The sequence below is a fragment of the Bacillus sp. SORGH_AS_0510 genome, assembly GCF_030818775.1.
Lineage (GTDB): Bacteria > Bacillota > Bacilli > Bacillales > Cytobacillaceae > Neobacillus.
Genome location: NZ_JAUTAU010000001.1, coordinates 806,366 through 822,500 on the forward strand (window position 1 = coordinate 806,366; position 16,135 = coordinate 822,500).

The 16,135-nt window shown below is 40.6% G+C and carries 18 protein-coding genes and 2 rRNA genes (1 of these 20 only partly in view); 14 read left to right on the forward strand and 6 right to left on the reverse strand.

The features are described 5' to 3' along the window. The first annotated feature begins 448 nt into the window (after positions 1-448). The 7 genes from QE429_RS04250 (at position 449) to QE429_RS04280 (ending at position 4,553) form a co-directional block, all read left to right on the forward strand. Positions 449-808, forward strand: coding sequence for a YciI family protein (locus QE429_RS04250; RefSeq protein WP_307284455.1), 360 nt, complete (start codon positions 449-451; stop codon positions 806-808). 207 nt (positions 809-1,015) lie between these two features. Then, the gene (locus QE429_RS04255; protein ID WP_307284457.1) at positions 1,016-1,498 is read left to right on the forward strand and encodes a DUF2975 domain-containing protein; all 483 of its coding nucleotides are present in this window, start codon (positions 1,016-1,018) and stop codon (positions 1,496-1,498) included. A 29-nt stretch (positions 1,499-1,527) separates the two neighbouring features. Further along, positions 1,528-2,007, forward strand: coding sequence for a DUF2975 domain-containing protein (locus QE429_RS04260; RefSeq protein ID WP_307284459.1), 480 nt, complete (start codon positions 1,528-1,530; stop codon positions 2,005-2,007). A gap of 10 nt (positions 2,008-2,017) precedes the next feature. After that, positions 2,018-2,236, forward strand: a complete 219-nt coding sequence (locus QE429_RS04265) for a helix-turn-helix domain-containing protein (protein WP_307284461.1) — start codon at positions 2,018-2,020, stop codon at positions 2,234-2,236. Positions 2,237-2,483: 247 nt separating this feature from the next. Next, positions 2,484-2,831 carry a VOC family protein gene (locus QE429_RS04270; RefSeq protein WP_307284463.1) on the forward strand — a complete coding sequence of 116 codons (348 nt, stop codon included), beginning with the start codon at positions 2,484-2,486 and terminating at the stop codon, positions 2,829-2,831. A gap of 131 nt (positions 2,832-2,962) precedes the next feature. Next, positions 2,963-3,361 carry a VOC family protein gene (locus tag QE429_RS04275; RefSeq protein WP_307284465.1) on the forward strand — a complete coding sequence of 133 codons (399 nt, stop codon included), beginning with the start codon at positions 2,963-2,965 and terminating at the stop codon, positions 3,359-3,361. Between the two features lie 184 nt (positions 3,362-3,545). Further along, positions 3,546-4,553 carry a ketoacyl-ACP synthase III gene (locus tag QE429_RS04280; RefSeq protein WP_307284467.1) on the forward strand — a complete coding sequence of 336 codons (1,008 nt, stop codon included), beginning with the start codon at positions 3,546-3,548 and terminating at the stop codon, positions 4,551-4,553. A 90-nt stretch (positions 4,554-4,643) separates the two neighbouring features. Here QE429_RS04280 and QE429_RS04285 read toward each other — a convergent pair whose 3' ends face one another. From QE429_RS04285 to QE429_RS04305, 5 genes are all read right to left on the reverse strand, one after another. Beyond that, on the reverse strand, positions 4,644-4,862 hold the full coding sequence (locus QE429_RS04285) for a spore germination protein GerPB (RefSeq protein WP_307284469.1): 219 nt from the start codon (positions 4,860-4,862) through the stop codon (positions 4,644-4,646). Positions 4,863-4,940: 78 nt separating this feature from the next. Next, complete coding sequence (locus QE429_RS04290; RefSeq protein ID WP_307284471.1) at positions 4,941-6,245, reverse strand: alpha/beta hydrolase; 1,305 nt, start codon at positions 6,243-6,245, stop codon at positions 4,941-4,943. Between the two features lie 163 nt (positions 6,246-6,408). Then, complete coding sequence (locus QE429_RS04295; RefSeq protein WP_307284473.1) at positions 6,409-6,843, reverse strand: DUF3021 family protein; 435 nt, start codon at positions 6,841-6,843, stop codon at positions 6,409-6,411. A gap of 14 nt (positions 6,844-6,857) precedes the next feature. Further along, complete coding sequence (locus QE429_RS04300; protein ID WP_307284475.1) at positions 6,858-7,295, reverse strand: LytTR family DNA-binding domain-containing protein; 438 nt, start codon at positions 7,293-7,295, stop codon at positions 6,858-6,860. Positions 7,296-7,299: 4 nt separating this feature from the next. Continuing rightward, positions 7,300-7,671 (reverse strand): MerR family transcriptional regulator, encoded by a 372-nt coding sequence (locus tag QE429_RS04305; protein ID WP_307284477.1) that lies wholly within the window; start codon positions 7,669-7,671, stop codon positions 7,300-7,302. A gap of 129 nt (positions 7,672-7,800) precedes the next feature. Between QE429_RS04305 and QE429_RS04310 the strand changes: the two genes are divergently transcribed. The 3 genes from QE429_RS04310 to QE429_RS04320 all read left to right on the forward strand — a co-directional run bounded on the left by QE429_RS04310 (position 7,801) and on the right by QE429_RS04320 (position 10,430). Further along, positions 7,801-8,568: an SDR family NAD(P)-dependent oxidoreductase gene (locus QE429_RS04310; RefSeq protein WP_307284479.1), complete on the forward strand. Its 768-nt coding sequence runs from the start codon at positions 7,801-7,803 to the stop codon at positions 8,566-8,568. Positions 8,569-9,764: 1,196 nt separating this feature from the next. Next, the gene (locus QE429_RS04315; RefSeq protein WP_307284481.1) at positions 9,765-9,953 is read left to right on the forward strand and encodes a hypothetical protein; all 189 of its coding nucleotides are present in this window, start codon (positions 9,765-9,767) and stop codon (positions 9,951-9,953) included. A gap of 156 nt (positions 9,954-10,109) precedes the next feature. Continuing rightward, a complete protein-coding gene (locus QE429_RS04320; RefSeq protein ID WP_307284483.1) occupies positions 10,110-10,430 on the forward strand; it encodes a hypothetical protein in 321 nt (106 codons plus the stop codon). Positions 10,431-10,878: 448 nt separating this feature from the next. On the opposite strand, the gene QE429_RS04325 is transcribed toward QE429_RS04320, so the two are convergent. Then, on the reverse strand, positions 10,879-11,406 hold the full coding sequence (locus QE429_RS04325; protein ID WP_307284485.1) for an ECF transporter S component: 528 nt from the start codon (positions 11,404-11,406) through the stop codon (positions 10,879-10,881). A gap of 122 nt (positions 11,407-11,528) precedes the next feature. Here QE429_RS04325 and QE429_RS04330 point away from each other — a divergent pair, with 122 nt between their 5' ends. From QE429_RS04330 to QE429_RS04345, 4 genes are all read left to right on the forward strand, one after another. Then, positions 11,529-12,098: a cysteine hydrolase family protein gene (locus tag QE429_RS04330; RefSeq protein WP_307284487.1), complete on the forward strand. Its 570-nt coding sequence runs from the start codon at positions 11,529-11,531 to the stop codon at positions 12,096-12,098. A gap of 118 nt (positions 12,099-12,216) precedes the next feature. Further along, positions 12,217-13,020, forward strand: a complete 804-nt coding sequence (locus tag QE429_RS04335) for a phosphotransferase family protein (protein WP_307284489.1) — start codon at positions 12,217-12,219, stop codon at positions 13,018-13,020. Positions 13,021-13,397: 377 nt separating this feature from the next. After that, positions 13,398-14,935, forward strand: a 16S ribosomal RNA gene (locus QE429_RS04340). 200 nt (positions 14,936-15,135) lie between these two features. Further along, positions 15,136-16,135 (forward strand): 23S ribosomal RNA (locus QE429_RS04345); it runs 1,936 nt beyond the window's last position. The 16S and 23S rRNA genes sit together here, the layout of an rRNA operon.

Sequence of the window (16,135 nt, forward strand, 5' to 3'; positions counted from 1 at the left end):
ACTCTCTCTCGCATTGGAAACAAAATACATAAAGAAGCCTGCCCATAAAGGTATAGTTGGTGCAATTCCTCGAATAAATCCAATAATGAAATTTTGCATAAAGTCCACCTTCCTATATTTAACATGCAATGGCTATCCCTTTACTTTTCTTTATACCCCATTTGCACGGAAGGTTAACGGGAACTAACAGGAGATAGAGTTAAAGATACGTTCCTACGAGTCACTTTAGTAGCTTAAATATAAAAGGTATAAATACATTGATAAAAACAAAACCTGTTATGGCTGCCCATAGTGAGAAACTAATTCCAAGCCCAATTATTTTCAGTACTTTCATACAATAATCACCCTGTAATTATTATGTGTTAAAACGATTTTTGTATGAACCGTGGGGACGGTTCTGATGGTTTTCTTTTTCAAAATCTCTAAAAAAACCGGGAGAACCGTCCCGATGGTTCCAAGTCAACGGAAGGAGAGATTTGCAATGGCGAACAACAGCTCAAGTACTAATCATGGAAAAATACATTTCATGTTAAAGTCTACTCCCCCTAGAGTATCCTTTCATCAGGACATGACCGATGAAGAAAGGAAAATCATGCTAGAACACATCAACTATTGGACGGACAAACAGAATCAGGGGATTGCCTTGGTTTTCGGCCCTGTTCTAAATCCTGCAGAGCCACATGGACTGGCAATTATTGAAGTCGAGAATGAAGAACAAGTCCCAAAACTTATCGCAGAAGATCCCGCTGTTATTGCAGGACTGATGACAACGGAGTTTTATCCGATGAAAGCAGTTATAAAGGAATAACATAAATTGCTTGGCAAAGAAAAAGCACAATTCCAGTACGAAGGAATTGTGCTTTATAAATGAGAAATGCTTTTTATTTTGTTTAAAATTTAACGGGTATTTTAATAAGAATCAATAATAATATAATATAAAACAATATTAATTTATTGTAAAACGATAAATAATATGTTAATGTCGTATTATCATTTAATAAGTGAGGTGTTTTAAATGAATGTAAAAAGAGGTTCTAGCACTTTCTTAAAGGTCATAATTTTTCTGTTTGGAATTGCAGTGCTTGCCGTGTGTATAGTTTTGTTGCCTGAAGCAGGCAGAAGAGATGCGATAGAGCGTCCGGGGGATTATTCGCTATATCCACTTTTGGTATGTGCCTATGGAATATGTATTACGTTTTCTGTGGCATTGCATCAATTATTTAAACTTTTAACCAATATCGAAAAGAAAGATGCTTTCTCTGAGTTATCTCTTCAATCTTTGGAGGTAATAAAAAAATGCACTTTCACTGTCATTTTCTTCATTTTGTTAGCAATAGTTTATATAAGGGTGCATGCTCAATTCACAGGTGATGATGCAGCAGGTCCGGTAGCAATAGGTCTAATAGGGATTTTAGTAACAAGTATTATCGCAGCCATTGTGGACGTACTTCAAAAACCTATTAAGAATGTATTGGATTCACAGCCAAAAAACAATTAACATATTGAAATATACGAGAGGTGTTTTTTATGAAGATAGCAACCACATTATTTTTGAAGATAGCAGTTATTCTCATTGGAATTCTAGTTCTCGCTTTGTGCATATTTCTGGTTCCTGAACTGGCAGATGCGGTAGCGGATTACTTAGGGGGTCATTCCATAAAATATATCATTTTCATCCTTTTATACGGAGGGGCAATACCTTTTTACTTCGCCCTTTATCAAGCTTTTAAACTGTTAAGTTATATTGACAAGAACATTGCTTTCTCTGAGTTATCTGTTCGAACTTTAATGAGAATCAAATACTGCGCCATTTCCATCTGTAGTTTGCATGTCTTAGGTTTGCCGATCTATTATCTCGTGGCAGATAAAGACGATGCCCCAGGACTCATATTTGTTGGAATGCTCATTCCTTTTGCTTCGGTGGTTATCGCAGTTTTTGCTGCTGTTCTCCAAAGGATTTTGCAAGAAGCAATTAATATAAAATCAGAAAATGATTTGACGGTCTGAGGTGGGGGATATGGGAATTATTATTAATATTGATGTGATGTTAGCAAAACGAAAAATGAGCGTAACGGAACTTTCGGAGAGGGTTGGAATTACCATGGCAAATCTTTCTATTCTGAAAAATGGGAAAGCAAAAGCGGTTCGTTTTTCAACATTAGAAGCGATATGTAAGACTTTGGATTGTCAGCCAGGTGATATTTTGGAGTACAAAAGCGACGAAGAAACTCAATAATAACAGACAGATGAAATATATCATTGGTAGAGGTAAAACAAAGGCCGAAAACTCAAACGAATTACTTAAAATAGTTAATAGCTATAATGAAAATAATACAGATAGATTAGCTAACTCAATGACCGCAGTGACGGTCAGTTTTTTTTGAAGGGTGAAGGTTGATTAAAGCAGGAATTTGTTCATATTTCTTGAATATCTAATTTTATTGGGAAAATGATGTCTTAAAGAAGTAAGGGAGTTGCTTATAGTGATAAAAGGATTCGGTGGAATATTCTGGAGGACAAAAAATCTGGAAGCGGTAAAGAAATGGTACAGTGAAGTGTTGAAGGTTGAAATAAATAATTGGAATATGACTATTATTAAACCCGATTTAGGAAATGAAACGATCTTTTCTTTCTTTACGGAAGATGACCAATACTTCCCAACAGAACAGCAAGTGATGTTAAATTTCCAAGTGTATAATCTAGACGAGGTTATTAAGCATCTTGAACAAATTGGTGTACCTCTTGAAAAGGAAAAAGAGACCAGTGAATTTGGTCAGTTTATTTGGATTAAAGACCCTGAAGGCAGACTGGTTGAGCTTTGGGAGAAATAAGGGACCAAGGGGACGGTTCAGCTGGTCCTTTTTATGTGTCCACGAATGAACCATTTCGGTATTTTTATTAAGTATTTTTGAAAAGCCACGAGAACCGTCCCTGTGGTTTTTACTAAAGGAGATGATTTTTTATGGGAAAAGTTACGCCATTCTTAATGTTTCAAGATGGTCAAGCAGAAGAAGCGATGAATTATTACCTATCAATCATTGACGATTCGGAAATTACGAGTATTGTTCGCTATGGAGCCAATGCAGCTGGAGACGAAGGAACTGTTATGCAGGCTACTTTTTCCTTAAAAGGGCAGGAATTTATGTGCATTGACAGTCATGTGAAGCATCAGTTTTCATTTACTCCTTCATTCTCCATTTTTGTTACTTGTGATACGGAAGAAGAAATTAACCATCTTTATGAGAAACTTCTCGAGGGTGGGCAAGCACTTATGCCGATTGGAAATTATGGTTTTAGTCAGAGGTTCGGTTGGCTAAATGATCGTTTTGGAGTCTCATGGCAACTGAATCTGCCTTCGTGAAAATCTAGAGTCTTCAATATAAAAGTAGGTTTTGTTAAAGTTATGTACTTAAACGAATGAGAAGGTTACTTCAATAAGGAGTAACCTTTTTATTATGAAAAGAAGTTGATTTTTAATAATATAAATCGCTATAATTATTACCAGGTACTAATACCAGGATATAATAAAATGTGGGGTGAATTCTATGATAGGTTCGAGAATAACTGCTATTGGTACATATGTGCCCGAAAAAAAACTAACAAATTTCGATCTTGAACAAATGGTTGAAACAACTAATGATTGGATTATTCAAAGAACAGGAATTCGTGAACGCAGAATTAGTCGCCCCGATGAATTTACCAGCGATTTATGTGTAGCTGCAGTAGAGGATTTAATGCACAGATATAATAAAAAAGTCGATGATGTAGATATGATCATCGTGGCAACAAGCACTCCTGATTTTCCATTTCCATCTGTCGCAAGCATCATACAAGAACGATTAAATATCAAACAAACAGGCGCCATTGATTTAAGTGCGGCGTGTGCAGGATTTGTATATGGTCTGCATACAGCAAACACGTATATTGCCTCTGGACTTCACAAGAAGATTCTGGTAATAGGTGCCGATACGATCTCAAAAATAACTGATTATACCGATCGAAGCACATGTGTTTTATTTGGTGATGGAGCAGGGGCTGTAATGGTTGAAAGGGATGAACAATCAGAAGGTTTCATTGGATTCCATTTGGGAAGTGATGGAAGTGGAGCACAGAATGTGTATCAAACTGGACTTTCAAACAAGGTTAATGAGATTGAGTTAATCGATACGAAATGCCTTGTACAAAATGGTAGGGAAGTTTTTCGGTGGGCTGTAAGGAGTGTTCCTACTGGTGTTAGACAAATTTTGAATAAAACGCAATTGAGTTTAGACAAGGTTGATTGGTTTGTACCTCATAGTGCCAATTTACGGATCATAGAGCCAATCTGTGAAAAGTTAGAATACCCTATGGAAAAAACCCTTTACAGTATGGTCAACTTTGGAAATACTTCTGCTGCTACAATTCCTTTGGCACTTGACCTTGGAATCCGTGAGGGAAAAGTTAAGTATGGAGACAAAGTTCTTATGTATGGTTTTGGAGCAGGCTTGGTTCAAGCTGGCCAACTTTTAGAAATAAATTTTGATGAACAGATTAATGCTCCTAATGCGTTGTAACGCAAAAAGTCTGTGAAGAATTATATTAAACTATCGGTGTTGTTTGTGTAAGAATCACATAAAAAAAAGAAATGGCCCGGTTCCAAAGAACTAAGCCATCTCTTTTTTTGTAACATCCCGTACTGCTGCTTGCAATGGCACGGCAGGGGCTGAAATAGAAACTGGTTTCTCTCCAATTGTTGTATAACCCGCTTTAGTACCAGATTTCCTCTTGCCAGCTCCCACACCAATCTGCAAAACACCCGCATTGGTTATCATACCAATTTTCAGAAGGTTGATTTTAAAATCCTGCTCAAGATATTGATCCATAACTATCACCCACCCACAATGAGTATATGCGGATCATTCCTCATTCGTTACCGCCATCTTCCTTGTAAATGAAGGCAATCAATAGGCCGCTTTTGGAGTAAAATGACCAACGCTCTTTAATTCATAGTCGAAAAACTGACGAATCAGATCATTTTCGGTTTCAATACAGTAATACGGATCGATGTCAGCTTTTCCGCCTTGCAGCATATTAGCGAGTATAGGTGAGAACAGTGGTAAATCGGTCAAGCTTAAATGCTTTGCCCCTTTGAAATGAGTCGAATAGGCATCTTTAAATTGTTTATTGTTGAGTTGGTTCGCTACATAAATCGGCGTACTATCAAGCTGCCCCCACACATCGTCCGAATATAGGTTAAAAATCGGGGTGGTGTAGGCTTCGCTGCTTGCTACAAAACTATCGTTTTCTTTTTTATATTCCAGCTCACTAAAGAAGGGAGCATCAATATTAACGACTGCATCTACATCATCCCGTTCTCTGCCTAGCCACACACTTGCGGCACCGCCCATGGAGTGTCCGAACACACCAATTTTGTCTGTATTAATACGTTGGTAAACGGGGTTCGCATCACTTTTTGCTTTTTCAAGGATGGTATCAATAACAAAGTTCATATCGTCTGTTCGCAGCTTCATCCATTTTTTAATAAGCTCATTGAGTTGTTCATTGGTATATACACCATCCATGTTGAGATTGGTGATTTCACGGTTATAGTCCGAATTAATTGTCGCCACTGTTCCATCATCTGACTTCGTATAAAAGGAGTGGTATGGATGGTCGATCGAAACCACTACATAACCGTGGCTGGCAAGCTCCGTATAGGTAGAAGAATTACTTGCTTTAATCCCAGTGGCGCCATGTGAGAACACCACTAGAGGGTACTTCCCATCAGTATTTTTAGGATACCAAAATTCCACATTTACAAATCGGTTGTCACCCTTATCGGTAAATTCCTCTATTCGATTTTTATCCACGTATGTGTAAGTAGCGGTCGCCACACTATACTTGCCTGTCACTTTTGGTGATGGATGCTGCGGAAAAACAATGGCAGGTACAAAGGCAATGACTGTTGTGACGACCATAAAAATGGTTTTCCAGACGACTTTAGAAGTTTTGTATGTTTTTGGAGTTGTATTTTTTCTGACCAGAGAAATCGTTCCCTTTATGGCTAAAAGAAAAAGTAGAATAGCGGGTAAGACCCAGCGTAAGCTCCACACAATCACGGATGTAAGTGTGAGAAGGACGAAGGCGACAAATAGTCCGACCCTTATTCTATTCTTAAGTTTTTTATGGTTTTGTTTCGTTACGATTGAGTAGACGGCAAATGAAATTTCAAACACCAATGCAATTAATAAAAATAAAGTTCCCATGTTGGTTACCCCTTTTCTTTCAAATGATTCTTGATGAACTCATCATAAAAAAATCATGAAAGGAAGTATATAGAAAAACAGTAAGTTGTATCCACGGGGCAATAAGATGCAAAAAGGCGGTAAGCATTCTTGCTTACCACCTAATTATGTATTGCAGATGTGATTATTGAGGAACGTCTTTCTTCCATGCGTTTAGTTTTTCGTTAATTTGTTCGGCTTCCTTTTGATCCTTTTTCCATGACAGGAAACGAACGATGAAATAGATGACGGCTATTTGCACAGCCAAAATGATTCCATCTGATGGACTTTCCACAATCCCCAAAACACTGCTAAGAGCAATCAAAAGAATCTCCAACGTGCAAAAATGAAGGATCAATCTAATACGCATATTTTTTTCGCCTACGTCAGTAGGAGAATACAAAATAAATCCTATTAATGCACTTAAAAAGGCAAAGGCCATAATGATATAAATCGACTGCAAATCAAAGGCTTCAGTAGGGTAATACACTTGTCGCAAAATAGTAATGATAATAATAATGAGTGCGAAGATGAGTAGGAAATCCTTGATGATCTTTTTTACAAATTCGGACAGCTTCATATGTATCCCTCCTGTTATAATCCAAGCATCTTTTTAAGGACAGGCACATATTGCCTTGATACAACCGCGCGCTCCCCGTTATCAAGGACCGCTTCGAGTCGGCCACTTATGGACGGATGGATAGAAGAGATTTTAGTGATGTTCAGAATCGTCGATTTCGATGCACGAAAGCAGTTCCTTCCGTTGCCTAGTTCCTCTAGTTCATAAAGCTTTTGTTTGACCTCAAACACATTGTCCTTGCAGTAGCTAAAAACCTTTCCGTCCACGGCTTCGAAATAATAGATGTCACTCAGCTTCATACGGTGAACCTTATCATTTTGATAGCCGAGTAAAATGAGGTCTTCGGATTTCAGCTTGCTTACGATATCATATACTTCGTCATCGACCTCATGGCACCTAATAAGGATTTCTTCTGCCAGATCCTTGTTTATTTCTTCTATTGAAATTTTCATCTCATCACCCGCGAACCTTTGAATTCAGAATCATTGCTTTATAGGACGTAATTTTATGTTCCAACATTTTATTTGTTTCTTCGAGTACCTTTAGCTGATTTTCGATTGAACGTTTATGTTCTTCTAATAGGTTTAATCGGTTAAATGCTGTATGTTCCCCTTCTGTGTACAAGTGGGCATATTCTTTAATTTTTGAAATAGGCATTTGTGTTTCTTTTAATTTTAATACAAATTTTAGCCATTGTAGATGGGATTCAGAATATTTTCTTTCTCCATATTCATTCCGATCTGGCAGAATGATGTTCTCTTTTTCATAGTAACGTAATGTATGGGCACTGACGCCTAGTAATTGTGCCACTTCTCCAATTGTATACATAAATACCTCCATCATTAACCAATGCTATTTGGTGTAAAAAAGGTTTGCCTTAGAGTTTACTCTAACCAATATAATAAATCCGAATCAATTAAACCATTTATTTTTATCTAGTAGGAGGAGGAATTTGAAATGAAGAAATATACAGTGATAACAGGTGCAAGTTCTGGGATTGGTTATGAGACAGCTCTTGCTTTTGCGGCTCGTGGAAAAAATTTAGTGATTGTGGCTCGTAGAACAGAGGAACTTGAGAAACTAAAGTTGGAAATCGCGAAAATTAATGCTGAATTAGATGTCGTTATTAAAACAGTGGATTTATCTCTTGCGAAAAATGCCCATACCTTATATGAAGGATTAAAGGAATACGAAATTGAAACCTGGATTAATAACGCAGGGTTTGGCAATTTCGCCTCCGTTGGTGAGCAAAATTTAACTAAAATCGAGACAATGCTTCATTTAAATATTGAAGCATTAACGATATTAACGTCTCTTTTTGTACGTGATTATGCTACCGTTGAAGGTACGCAATTGATAAACGTTTCGTCGGGTGGAGGATATACGATTGTCGGCAACGCCATCACCTATTGTGCTACTAAATTCTATGTAAGTGCTTTTACTGAAGGTCTTGCTCATGAATTAAAAGAACAAGGGGCAAGCCTGCAAGCAAAAGTACTAGCTCCTGCCGCAACAGAGACGGAATTTGCCAAAGTCTCGAATGACCTAGAGGAAAATGTAAAATTCGAAGGACTTCTGCCGAAATACCATACAGCGAAAGAAATGGCTGGATTCATGCTGGATTTATACGACAGCGAAAAAGTAGTTGGACTTGTCGATGGGGTAACGTATGAATTTCAATTAAGGGATCCGATTTATCCTTATGCTGTACGGTTGAGAAGTTAAAGTAGGTGGAATGGAAGAAAGATTGTCAGAAGGTAGGCGAAGTTCTGACAGAGTAGGTGTAAAAAGGAGAAAGATTGTCAGAAGACGGGTGGAGTTCTGACAGAGTAGGCGTGAAAAGGAGAAAGATTGTCAGAAGACAGGGGAAGTTCTGACAGAGTAAGCGTTAAAAGGAGAAAGACTGTCAGAAGGCAGGCGAAGTTCTGACAGAGTAGGTGTAAAAAAGAGAAAGACTGTCAGAAGACAGGAGAAGTTCTGACAGAGTAGGCGTGAAAAGGAGAAAGACTGTCAGAAGGCAGGAGAAGTTCTGACAGAATAGGCGTGAAAAGGAGAAAGATTGTCAGAAGGTAAGTGAAGTTCTGACAGAGTAGGTGTGAAAAGGAGAAAGATTGTCAGAAGACAGGCGAAGTTCTGACAGAGTAGGTGTAAAAAAGAGAAAGACTGTCAGAAGACAGGAGAAGTTCTGACAGAGTCGGTGTGAAAAGGAGAAAGACTGTCAGAAGACAGGAGAAGTTCTGACAGAGTAAGCGTTAAAAGGAGAAAGATTGTCAGAAGGCAGGCGAAGTTCTGACAGAGTAGGCGCTAAAAGGAGAAAGATTGTCAGAAGGCAGGAGAAGTTCTGACAGAGTAGGCGTGAAAAGGAGAAAGTTTGTCAGAAGGCAGGCGAAGTTCTGACAGAGTAAGCGTTAAAAGGAGAAAGATTGTCAGAAGACAGGAGAAGTTCTGACAGAGTAGGTGTGAAAAGGAGAAAGACTGTCAGAAGGCAGGGGAAGTTCTGACAGAGTAGGTGTGAAAAGGAGAAAGACCGTCAGAAGGTAAGTGAAGTTCTGACAGAGTAGGTCGTAAAAAGATAAACATTGTCAGAAGGTAAGCGAAGTTCTGACAGAGTAGGCGGAAAAAGGAGAAAGATTGTCAGAAGACGGGTGGAGTTCTGACAGAGTACGTCATAAGACTAGAAACATTGTCCGAAGGTTTAAGTGTATCCATTATTTTTATTAAAGACCGTCTAAATGATGGTCTTTTTATATTGGATAAAAATCACTTAGTTTGACAAGAAATCTTCCCACTTGGCTATTTACAAGTTAAAATGACCATACAGTGAGTTTCTGATTGGGATTCTTTTTAGTTCTAGTATAATGAGGTTTATATAAAAGTTGTTCCCGTTGGCCACGTACAAATGGAACGGAGGAGGTGTGTTCATGAATCAATGGAAAATTGCCGTTCCTACCATGATTCTGGTTGCCATCATAGCAACATGGATGCTAGGGAAATTCCATTCGGAAGTACCCTTAGTATGGCGAATCCTGATTGCTGCAGGAGGAGCGGTTTTATCAGGGGTACTTACGATTTATATGTCTTATTTGGATAGAAAGCAAAGTTCTCGCTAGGGAATGTTGTTCCATAATAGGAGAGCGTCAGCCTTAAATGGGCTGGCGCTTTTTTGACCTTATAAAAATCCCCATTGTTCGTTGTGGAGAAAGTCGAGATATGATGGATATTGGTGGGTGGGGGTAGTATAATCATAAAAAAAGGAGGTGTAACGAATGGAGCTGAAGCAACTTGATCGCATGGAAAACATGCTTACAAACCTCATTAAAATTGTAGGTACCTTAAGCAATGAGTTTCAAGTGATGAAAGAAGAAATGCGAGAGATGAAGGTAGACATTAAGGATATGAAGGTAGAGATTAAAGAGATGAAGCATGAAATACAAACAGTTAAAAATGATATGGAAGAAGTTAAAAAAGAACAGGTAGCAACTAATCGTATACTTATTGATATACGAGCCAACCAGGATCATATATGGGAGAAGGCTGTGAAAAATGAAAGAGAATTAGCTAAACTTAAAAGTCATTTACAACTCTAAGGAATCGCTTACTACTTTTTTCATCATCATGATTTACCTCAGTCGCCGAAATTTGCAAACTAGGCATACCACAATTTAATGAAATCCCACAAAATCTTTTAATTATTGCCTCCTTTTATAGAACAAAACTTCGACAAAATGACTTCGAAAAAAGTCATTTCCCAAGAAATTTCACTTATTATGAAGTATTTTCGGGGAACGCCTAGTGGTTCTTTCGACAAACTTCATGCATGCTAATCCAAAACAGCTAAATTTTAAGCCGCAAAAAAAAGAGGGGAGTGACCCTCTCTTCGTTTAATAATCGATAGATTCGACTTTGATAATTGACCAGCTCCAGCGCCTAGCCCCTCGGGTCAAATAACTTTCGGCAAGTAAAGTCAAAGAGCGACTTTTCTTGCCGAAGAACATTTGCCTGTCTGGGCTGACCAAGGCGCTTGCGCTTTTCTTACTAATTTGCTCTTTTTTTCAAGCGCCCTACTAGAGGAACGACGATGATACCCGCTATTGCTACCTGCATGATGTTACCAGGGACGGAGCCGAACGGCTGGACCCAGTTGCCGTAAAGGATTACTTCCGCAAAATAGTAGCCAACCACTTTGATGATTAGGGCTGTTGCGATGGCTAGTGTGTTGACAAGAACTCGATTGCCAGGCATCTTTTCAGAAATCAAGCCAACTAAGAAGCCCATTGTTCCTACGATGACAAAGGTAAAAGGTGACCAGATGGCCCAACCGGAGATGACATCAAACAATCCCATTCCGAAGGCGCCTGCGATGAATCCTGTTCTCTTGCCGTAAACCAAGGCTGCGATAAACAGAGGCACATTCCCCAAATGGATGAGACCTCCGTTCCCCATTAATGGGAGCCGAATGTTAATAAACATCGTGGCTACCAGGGTTAACGCGATGAAAAGGGCATTGATGACAATGGTTCTTGTTTTCGAAGTTGTTCCTGTCTGTGATATGGTAGTATTCATATGATAACCTCTTCTTTTTTTTAAAATAATATCATATAAACAGGTACTTAATAAATACATAAATCTATTTATTGGTATAGATTTAGTTTGTGTAAAACTTAATGAATAGGAGATTTTAGCATATGGAAAAACAAAATGGAAAAGCGGCATTGTTAGTAATGGACCTTCAAAACGGAATTGTATCACGCTTCGCCGAAAATAAAGAAGTCCTTCAGCCGTTTCAAAAAGCTGTAGAAGCTGCGCGTCAAAACCAAATGCCTGTTATTTTTGTTCGAGTGGGGTTCAGTGAAGGGTATCCAGAGGTCAGTCCAGCCAACAAAATATTCTCTGCTATTTCTAAATCTGGCGGAATGACTCTCAATGATTCATCCACACAAATCCACGAATCGGTTCAGCCTAGACCGGAGGAACCAATTATTACAAAATACCGTATTAGTGCATTTGCAGGCAGCAATCTTGAAGTCATCCTTCGTGCACAACAAATCGATACCCTTGTTATTAGCGGTATCTCCACTAGTGGAGTCGTTTTATCAACGGTAAGGGAAGCGGCAGATAAAGATTATTCCCTTACGGTGCTATCTGATGCCTGTCTAGATGCAGACCCTGAAGTTCACAGCGTGCTGATGGAAAAAGTGTTTCCACGCCAAGCAGATGTGCAAACGGTTGATAGTTGGATTGGCAGCTTGAATTAATTTAAATATAGGAAAGGGAAAATGTCTGTTCGAGTGGAGCAGACATTTTTTTAATCAAAAAGAAGGGATTATCTAATGACATCAGAAATTAATAGTAAAATCTTATACAATTTTTGGAGTGAACAAATTGGAACCTATACATATGAATGAAATCCCTACTGAAATAAAAGAATATGTGGGACATATCTATTCGATAAGATTTCCACGACAAGGCTATACCTCTAATGTAGGAATTATTGAAACAGCGAATGGGATTTACGCCTTAAAAAGGACGAAGGGAGAGTTTTTTGGTTTGTGGCTAGATCAAGAAGTCGCGGTGATCAATCTTTTGAGTAGGGAAACCGCATTGCCACTTCCGGTAGTGAGGAGATATCTTGTGGATAAGAATAAGTGTCAATCATGGGCTCTATTAGATTTTTTGGAGGGGGAAACGTTAAGAACGGCTTTATTCAACGAGAAGAATGAGGAGAAAAGGAGGGAAATGATCTTTAACTTTGGAAAGACCCTTTCCCATATTCATTTAACTCCGTGGCCGAAAGAATTTAAACACGAACAACCGTGGTTGGATCAAATGCTAGAACAGGCGGAATTTAATTTAAAATATGGGAGGGCGGATGGAACGGAAAAGTTATTAGAAAGAATAAAAATGAATCGTCCTGCTAAATTCGAGCAGACGCTCATCCACGGTGACTATACTATTGATAATGTTTTAGTGAATAACGGAATCATTACTGGTGTAATCGATTGGGGAGGCGGTGCATATGGAGATCCAAGATATGATGTTTCATTAGCTATTCGACCTAAACCTCGTGCATTCGAGAATGAAGTAGATCAACAAATCTTCTTTGAAGGATATGGGGGCAAAATCATTACTCCTAAGGAATATGATTTTTTTGTTAATGGTTTATATGATTTCTTTTAGGCCAATTCTTTGCTTAACCGAGAAAAATTGAAAAGCTATTGACATAAGGGATGGGTGATAGTAATATAGTAATTCCTGATGCGGACAACACTAATTATTTTGGTTGTTTCGAAAAAAATAAAAATCAGGGTTGACGAAATTATTATTATAGTATAATATTAATTTCTGTTGCTGCTAGTCAGCGACGCTGAAAAAAGTATCTTAAAAAAGTTGTTGACTTCGAGTTGATAACTTGATAAGATAACGAAGTCGCTTCTGAGCGACGCTGGAATTACTGGAATTGTTCTTTGAAAACTAAACAAACAAAACGTCAACAAACAATAACATTTAACTTCATAATTGAAGTTAGCCAACGTAACAAAATGAGCTAATCAACTTTCTTGGAGAGTTTGATCCTGGCTCAGGACGAACGCTGGCGGCGTGCCTAATACATGCAAGTCGAGCGAACCACTTCGGTGGTTAGCGGCGGACGGGTGAGTAACACGTGGGCAACCTGCCTGTAAGACTGGGATAACTTCGGGAAACCGGAGCTAATACCGGATAATCCTTTTCCTCACATGTGGAAAAGCTGAAAGTCGGTTTCGGCTGACACTTACAGATGGGCCCGCGGCGCATTAGCTAGTTGGTGAGGTAACGGCTCACCAAGGCGACGATGCGTAGCCGACCTGAGAGGGTGATCGGCCACACTGGGACTGAGACACGGCCCAGACTCCTACGGGAGGCAGCAGTAGGGAATCTTCCACAATGGACGAAAGTCTGATGGAGCAACGCCGCGTGAGCGATGAAGGCCTTCGGGTCGTAAAGCTCTGTTGTTAGGGAAGAACAAGTACCGGAGTAACTGCCGGTACCTTGACGGTACCTAACCAGAAAGCCACGGCTAACTACGTGCCAGCAGCCGCGGTAATACGTAGGTGGCAAGCGTTGTCCGGAATTATTGGGCGTAAAGCGCGCGCAGGCGGTCCTTTAAGTCTGATGTGAAAGCCCACGGCTCAACCGTGGAGGGTCATTGGAAACTGGGGGACTTGAGTGCAGAAGAGGAAAGCGGAATTCCACGTGTAGCGGTGAAATGCGTAGAGATGTGGAGGAACACCAGTGGCGAAGGCGGCTTTCTGGTCTGTAACTGACGCTGAGGCGCGAAAGCGTGGGGAGCAAACAGGATTAGATACCCTGGTAGTCCACGCCGTAAACGATGAGTGCTAAGTGTTAGGGGGTTTCCGCCCCTTAGTGCTGCAGCTAACGCATTAAGCACTCCGCCTGGGGAGTACGGCCGCAAGGCTGAAACTCAAAGGAATTGACGGGGGCCCGCACAAGCGGTGGAGCATGTGGTTTAATTCGAAGCAACGCGAAGAACCTTACCAGGTCTTGACATCCTCTGACACTCCTAGAGATAGGACTTTCCCCTTCGGGGGACAGAGTGACAGGTGGTGCATGGTTGTCGTCAGCTCGTGTCGTGAGATGTTGGGTTAAGTCCCGCAACGAGCGCAACCCTTGATCTTAGTTGCCAGCATTCAGTTGGGCACTCTAAGGTGACTGCCGGTGACAAACCGGAGGAAGGTGGGGATGACGTCAAATCATCATGCCCCTTATGACCTGGGCTACACACGTGCTACAATGGATGGTACAAAGGGCTGCAAGACCGCGAGGTTTAGCCAATCCCATAAAACCATTCTCAGTTCGGATTGTAGGCTGCAACTCGCCTACATGAAGCCGGAATCGCTAGTAATCGCGGATCAGCATGCCGCGGTGAATACGTTCCCGGGCCTTGTACACACCGCCCGTCACACCACGAGAGTTTGTAACACCCGAAGTCGGTGGGGTAACCGTAAGGAGCCAGCCGCCTAAGGTGGGACAGATGATTGGGGTGAAGTCGTAACAAGGTAGCCGTATCGGAAGGTGCGGCTGGATCACCTCCTTTCTAAGGATATAAGCTGGACCTATGAGCCAGACAAAACATGTTTGTTTGATTGTTTTCTGTTTGTTTAGTTTTGAGAGTGCAATTTCTCTCAGAACTTCGTTCTTTGAAAACTAGATAATCGTAAAGAAGAAAGTCAAGAAACATCGAGTAATCGCCATTTTAGTTTTCTCTCTATTATATATAGAGTAATAAACCTTTTAGGTTAAGTTAGAAAGGGCGCACGGTGAATGCCTTGGCACTAGGAGCCGATGAAGGACGGGACTAACACCGATATGCTTTGGGGAGCTGTAAGTAAGCTTTGATCCAGAGATTTCCGAATGGGGAAACCCACTGTTCGTAATGGAACAGTATCTTTACCTGAATACATAGGGTATTGAAGGCATACCCGGGGAACTGAAACATCTAAGTACCCGGAGGAAGAGAAAGCAAACGCGATTCCCTGAGTAGCGGCGAGCGAAACGGGACATAGCCCAAACCAAGAGGCTTGCCTCTTGGGGTTGTAGGACACTCTACATGGAGTTACAAAGGAACGGGGTAGATGAAGCGGCCTGGAAAGGCCCGTCAGAGAAGGTAAAAACCCTGTAGTCGAAACTTCGTTCCCTCCTGAGTGGATCCTGAGTACGGCCGGACACGTGAAATCCGGTCGGAAGCAGGGAGGACCATCTCCCAAGGCTAAATACTCCCTAGTGACCGATAGTGAACCAGTACCGTGAGGGAAAGGTGAAAAGCACCCCGGAAGGGGAGTGAAATAGTTCCTGAAACCGTGTGCCTACAAGTAGTTAGAGCCCGTTAATGGGTGATAGCGTGCCTTTTGTAGAATGAACCGGCGAGTTACGATCCCATGCAAGGTTAAGTTGAAGAGACGGAGCCGCAGCGAAAGCGAGTCTGAATAGGGCGAATGAGTATGTGGTCGTAGACCCGAAACCAGGTGATCTACCCATGTCCAGGGTGAAGTCCAGGTAACACTGGATGGAGGCCCGAACCCACGCACGTTGAAAAGTGCGGGGATGAGGTGTGGGTAGCGGAGAAATTCCAATCGAACTTGGAGATAGCTGGTTCTCTCCGAAATAGCTTTAGGGCTAGCCTCACGTTGTTAGAGTCTTGGAGGTAGAGCACTGTTTGGACTAGGGGCCCTCATCGGGTTACCGAATTCAGACAAACTCCGAATGCCAAAGACTTATCCGTGGGAGTCAGACTGCG

What these genes read in the sequence shown, in the direction of transcription:
- QE429_RS04260 (WP_307284459.1), top strand. Translation starts at nt 1,528, where the DNA reads ATGAAGATAGCAACCACATTATTTTTGAAGATAGCAGTTATTCTCATT.
- QE429_RS04320 (WP_307284483.1), top strand. Translation starts at nt 10,110, where the DNA reads ATGGAGCTGAAGCAACTTGATCGCATGGAAAACATGCTTACAAACCTC.
- QE429_RS04275 (WP_307284465.1), top strand. Translation starts at nt 2,963, where the DNA reads ATGGGAAAAGTTACGCCATTCTTAATGTTTCAAGATGGTCAAGCAGAA.
- QE429_RS04310 (WP_307284479.1), top strand. Translation starts at nt 7,801, where the DNA reads ATGAAGAAATATACAGTGATAACAGGTGCAAGTTCTGGGATTGGTTAT.
- QE429_RS04325 (WP_307284485.1), bottom strand. Translation starts at nt 11,406, where the DNA reads ATGAATACTACCATATCACAGACAGGAACAACTTCGAAAACAAGAACC.
- QE429_RS04305 (WP_307284477.1), bottom strand. Translation starts at nt 7,671, where the DNA reads ATGTATACAATTGGAGAAGTGGCACAATTACTAGGCGTCAGTGCCCAT.
- QE429_RS04300 (WP_307284475.1), bottom strand. Translation starts at nt 7,295, where the DNA reads ATGAAAATTTCAATAGAAGAAATAAACAAGGATCTGGCAGAAGAAATC.
- QE429_RS04330 (WP_307284487.1), top strand. Translation starts at nt 11,529, where the DNA reads ATGGAAAAACAAAATGGAAAAGCGGCATTGTTAGTAATGGACCTTCAA.
- QE429_RS04295 (WP_307284473.1), bottom strand. Translation starts at nt 6,843, where the DNA reads ATGAAGCTGTCCGAATTTGTAAAAAAGATCATCAAGGATTTCCTACTC.
- QE429_RS04285 (WP_307284469.1), bottom strand. Translation starts at nt 4,862, where the DNA reads ATGGATCAATATCTTGAGCAGGATTTTAAAATCAACCTTCTGAAAATT.
- QE429_RS04265 (WP_307284461.1), top strand. Translation starts at nt 2,018, where the DNA reads ATGGGAATTATTATTAATATTGATGTGATGTTAGCAAAACGAAAAATG.
- QE429_RS04280 (WP_307284467.1), top strand. Translation starts at nt 3,546, where the DNA reads ATGATAGGTTCGAGAATAACTGCTATTGGTACATATGTGCCCGAAAAA.
- QE429_RS04315 (WP_307284481.1), top strand. Translation starts at nt 9,765, where the DNA reads ATGAATCAATGGAAAATTGCCGTTCCTACCATGATTCTGGTTGCCATC.
- QE429_RS04250 (WP_307284455.1), top strand. Translation starts at nt 449, where the DNA reads ATGGTTCCAAGTCAACGGAAGGAGAGATTTGCAATGGCGAACAACAGC.
- QE429_RS04255 (WP_307284457.1), top strand. Translation starts at nt 1,016, where the DNA reads ATGAATGTAAAAAGAGGTTCTAGCACTTTCTTAAAGGTCATAATTTTT.
- QE429_RS04290 (WP_307284471.1), bottom strand. Translation starts at nt 6,245, where the DNA reads ATGGGAACTTTATTTTTATTAATTGCATTGGTGTTTGAAATTTCATTT.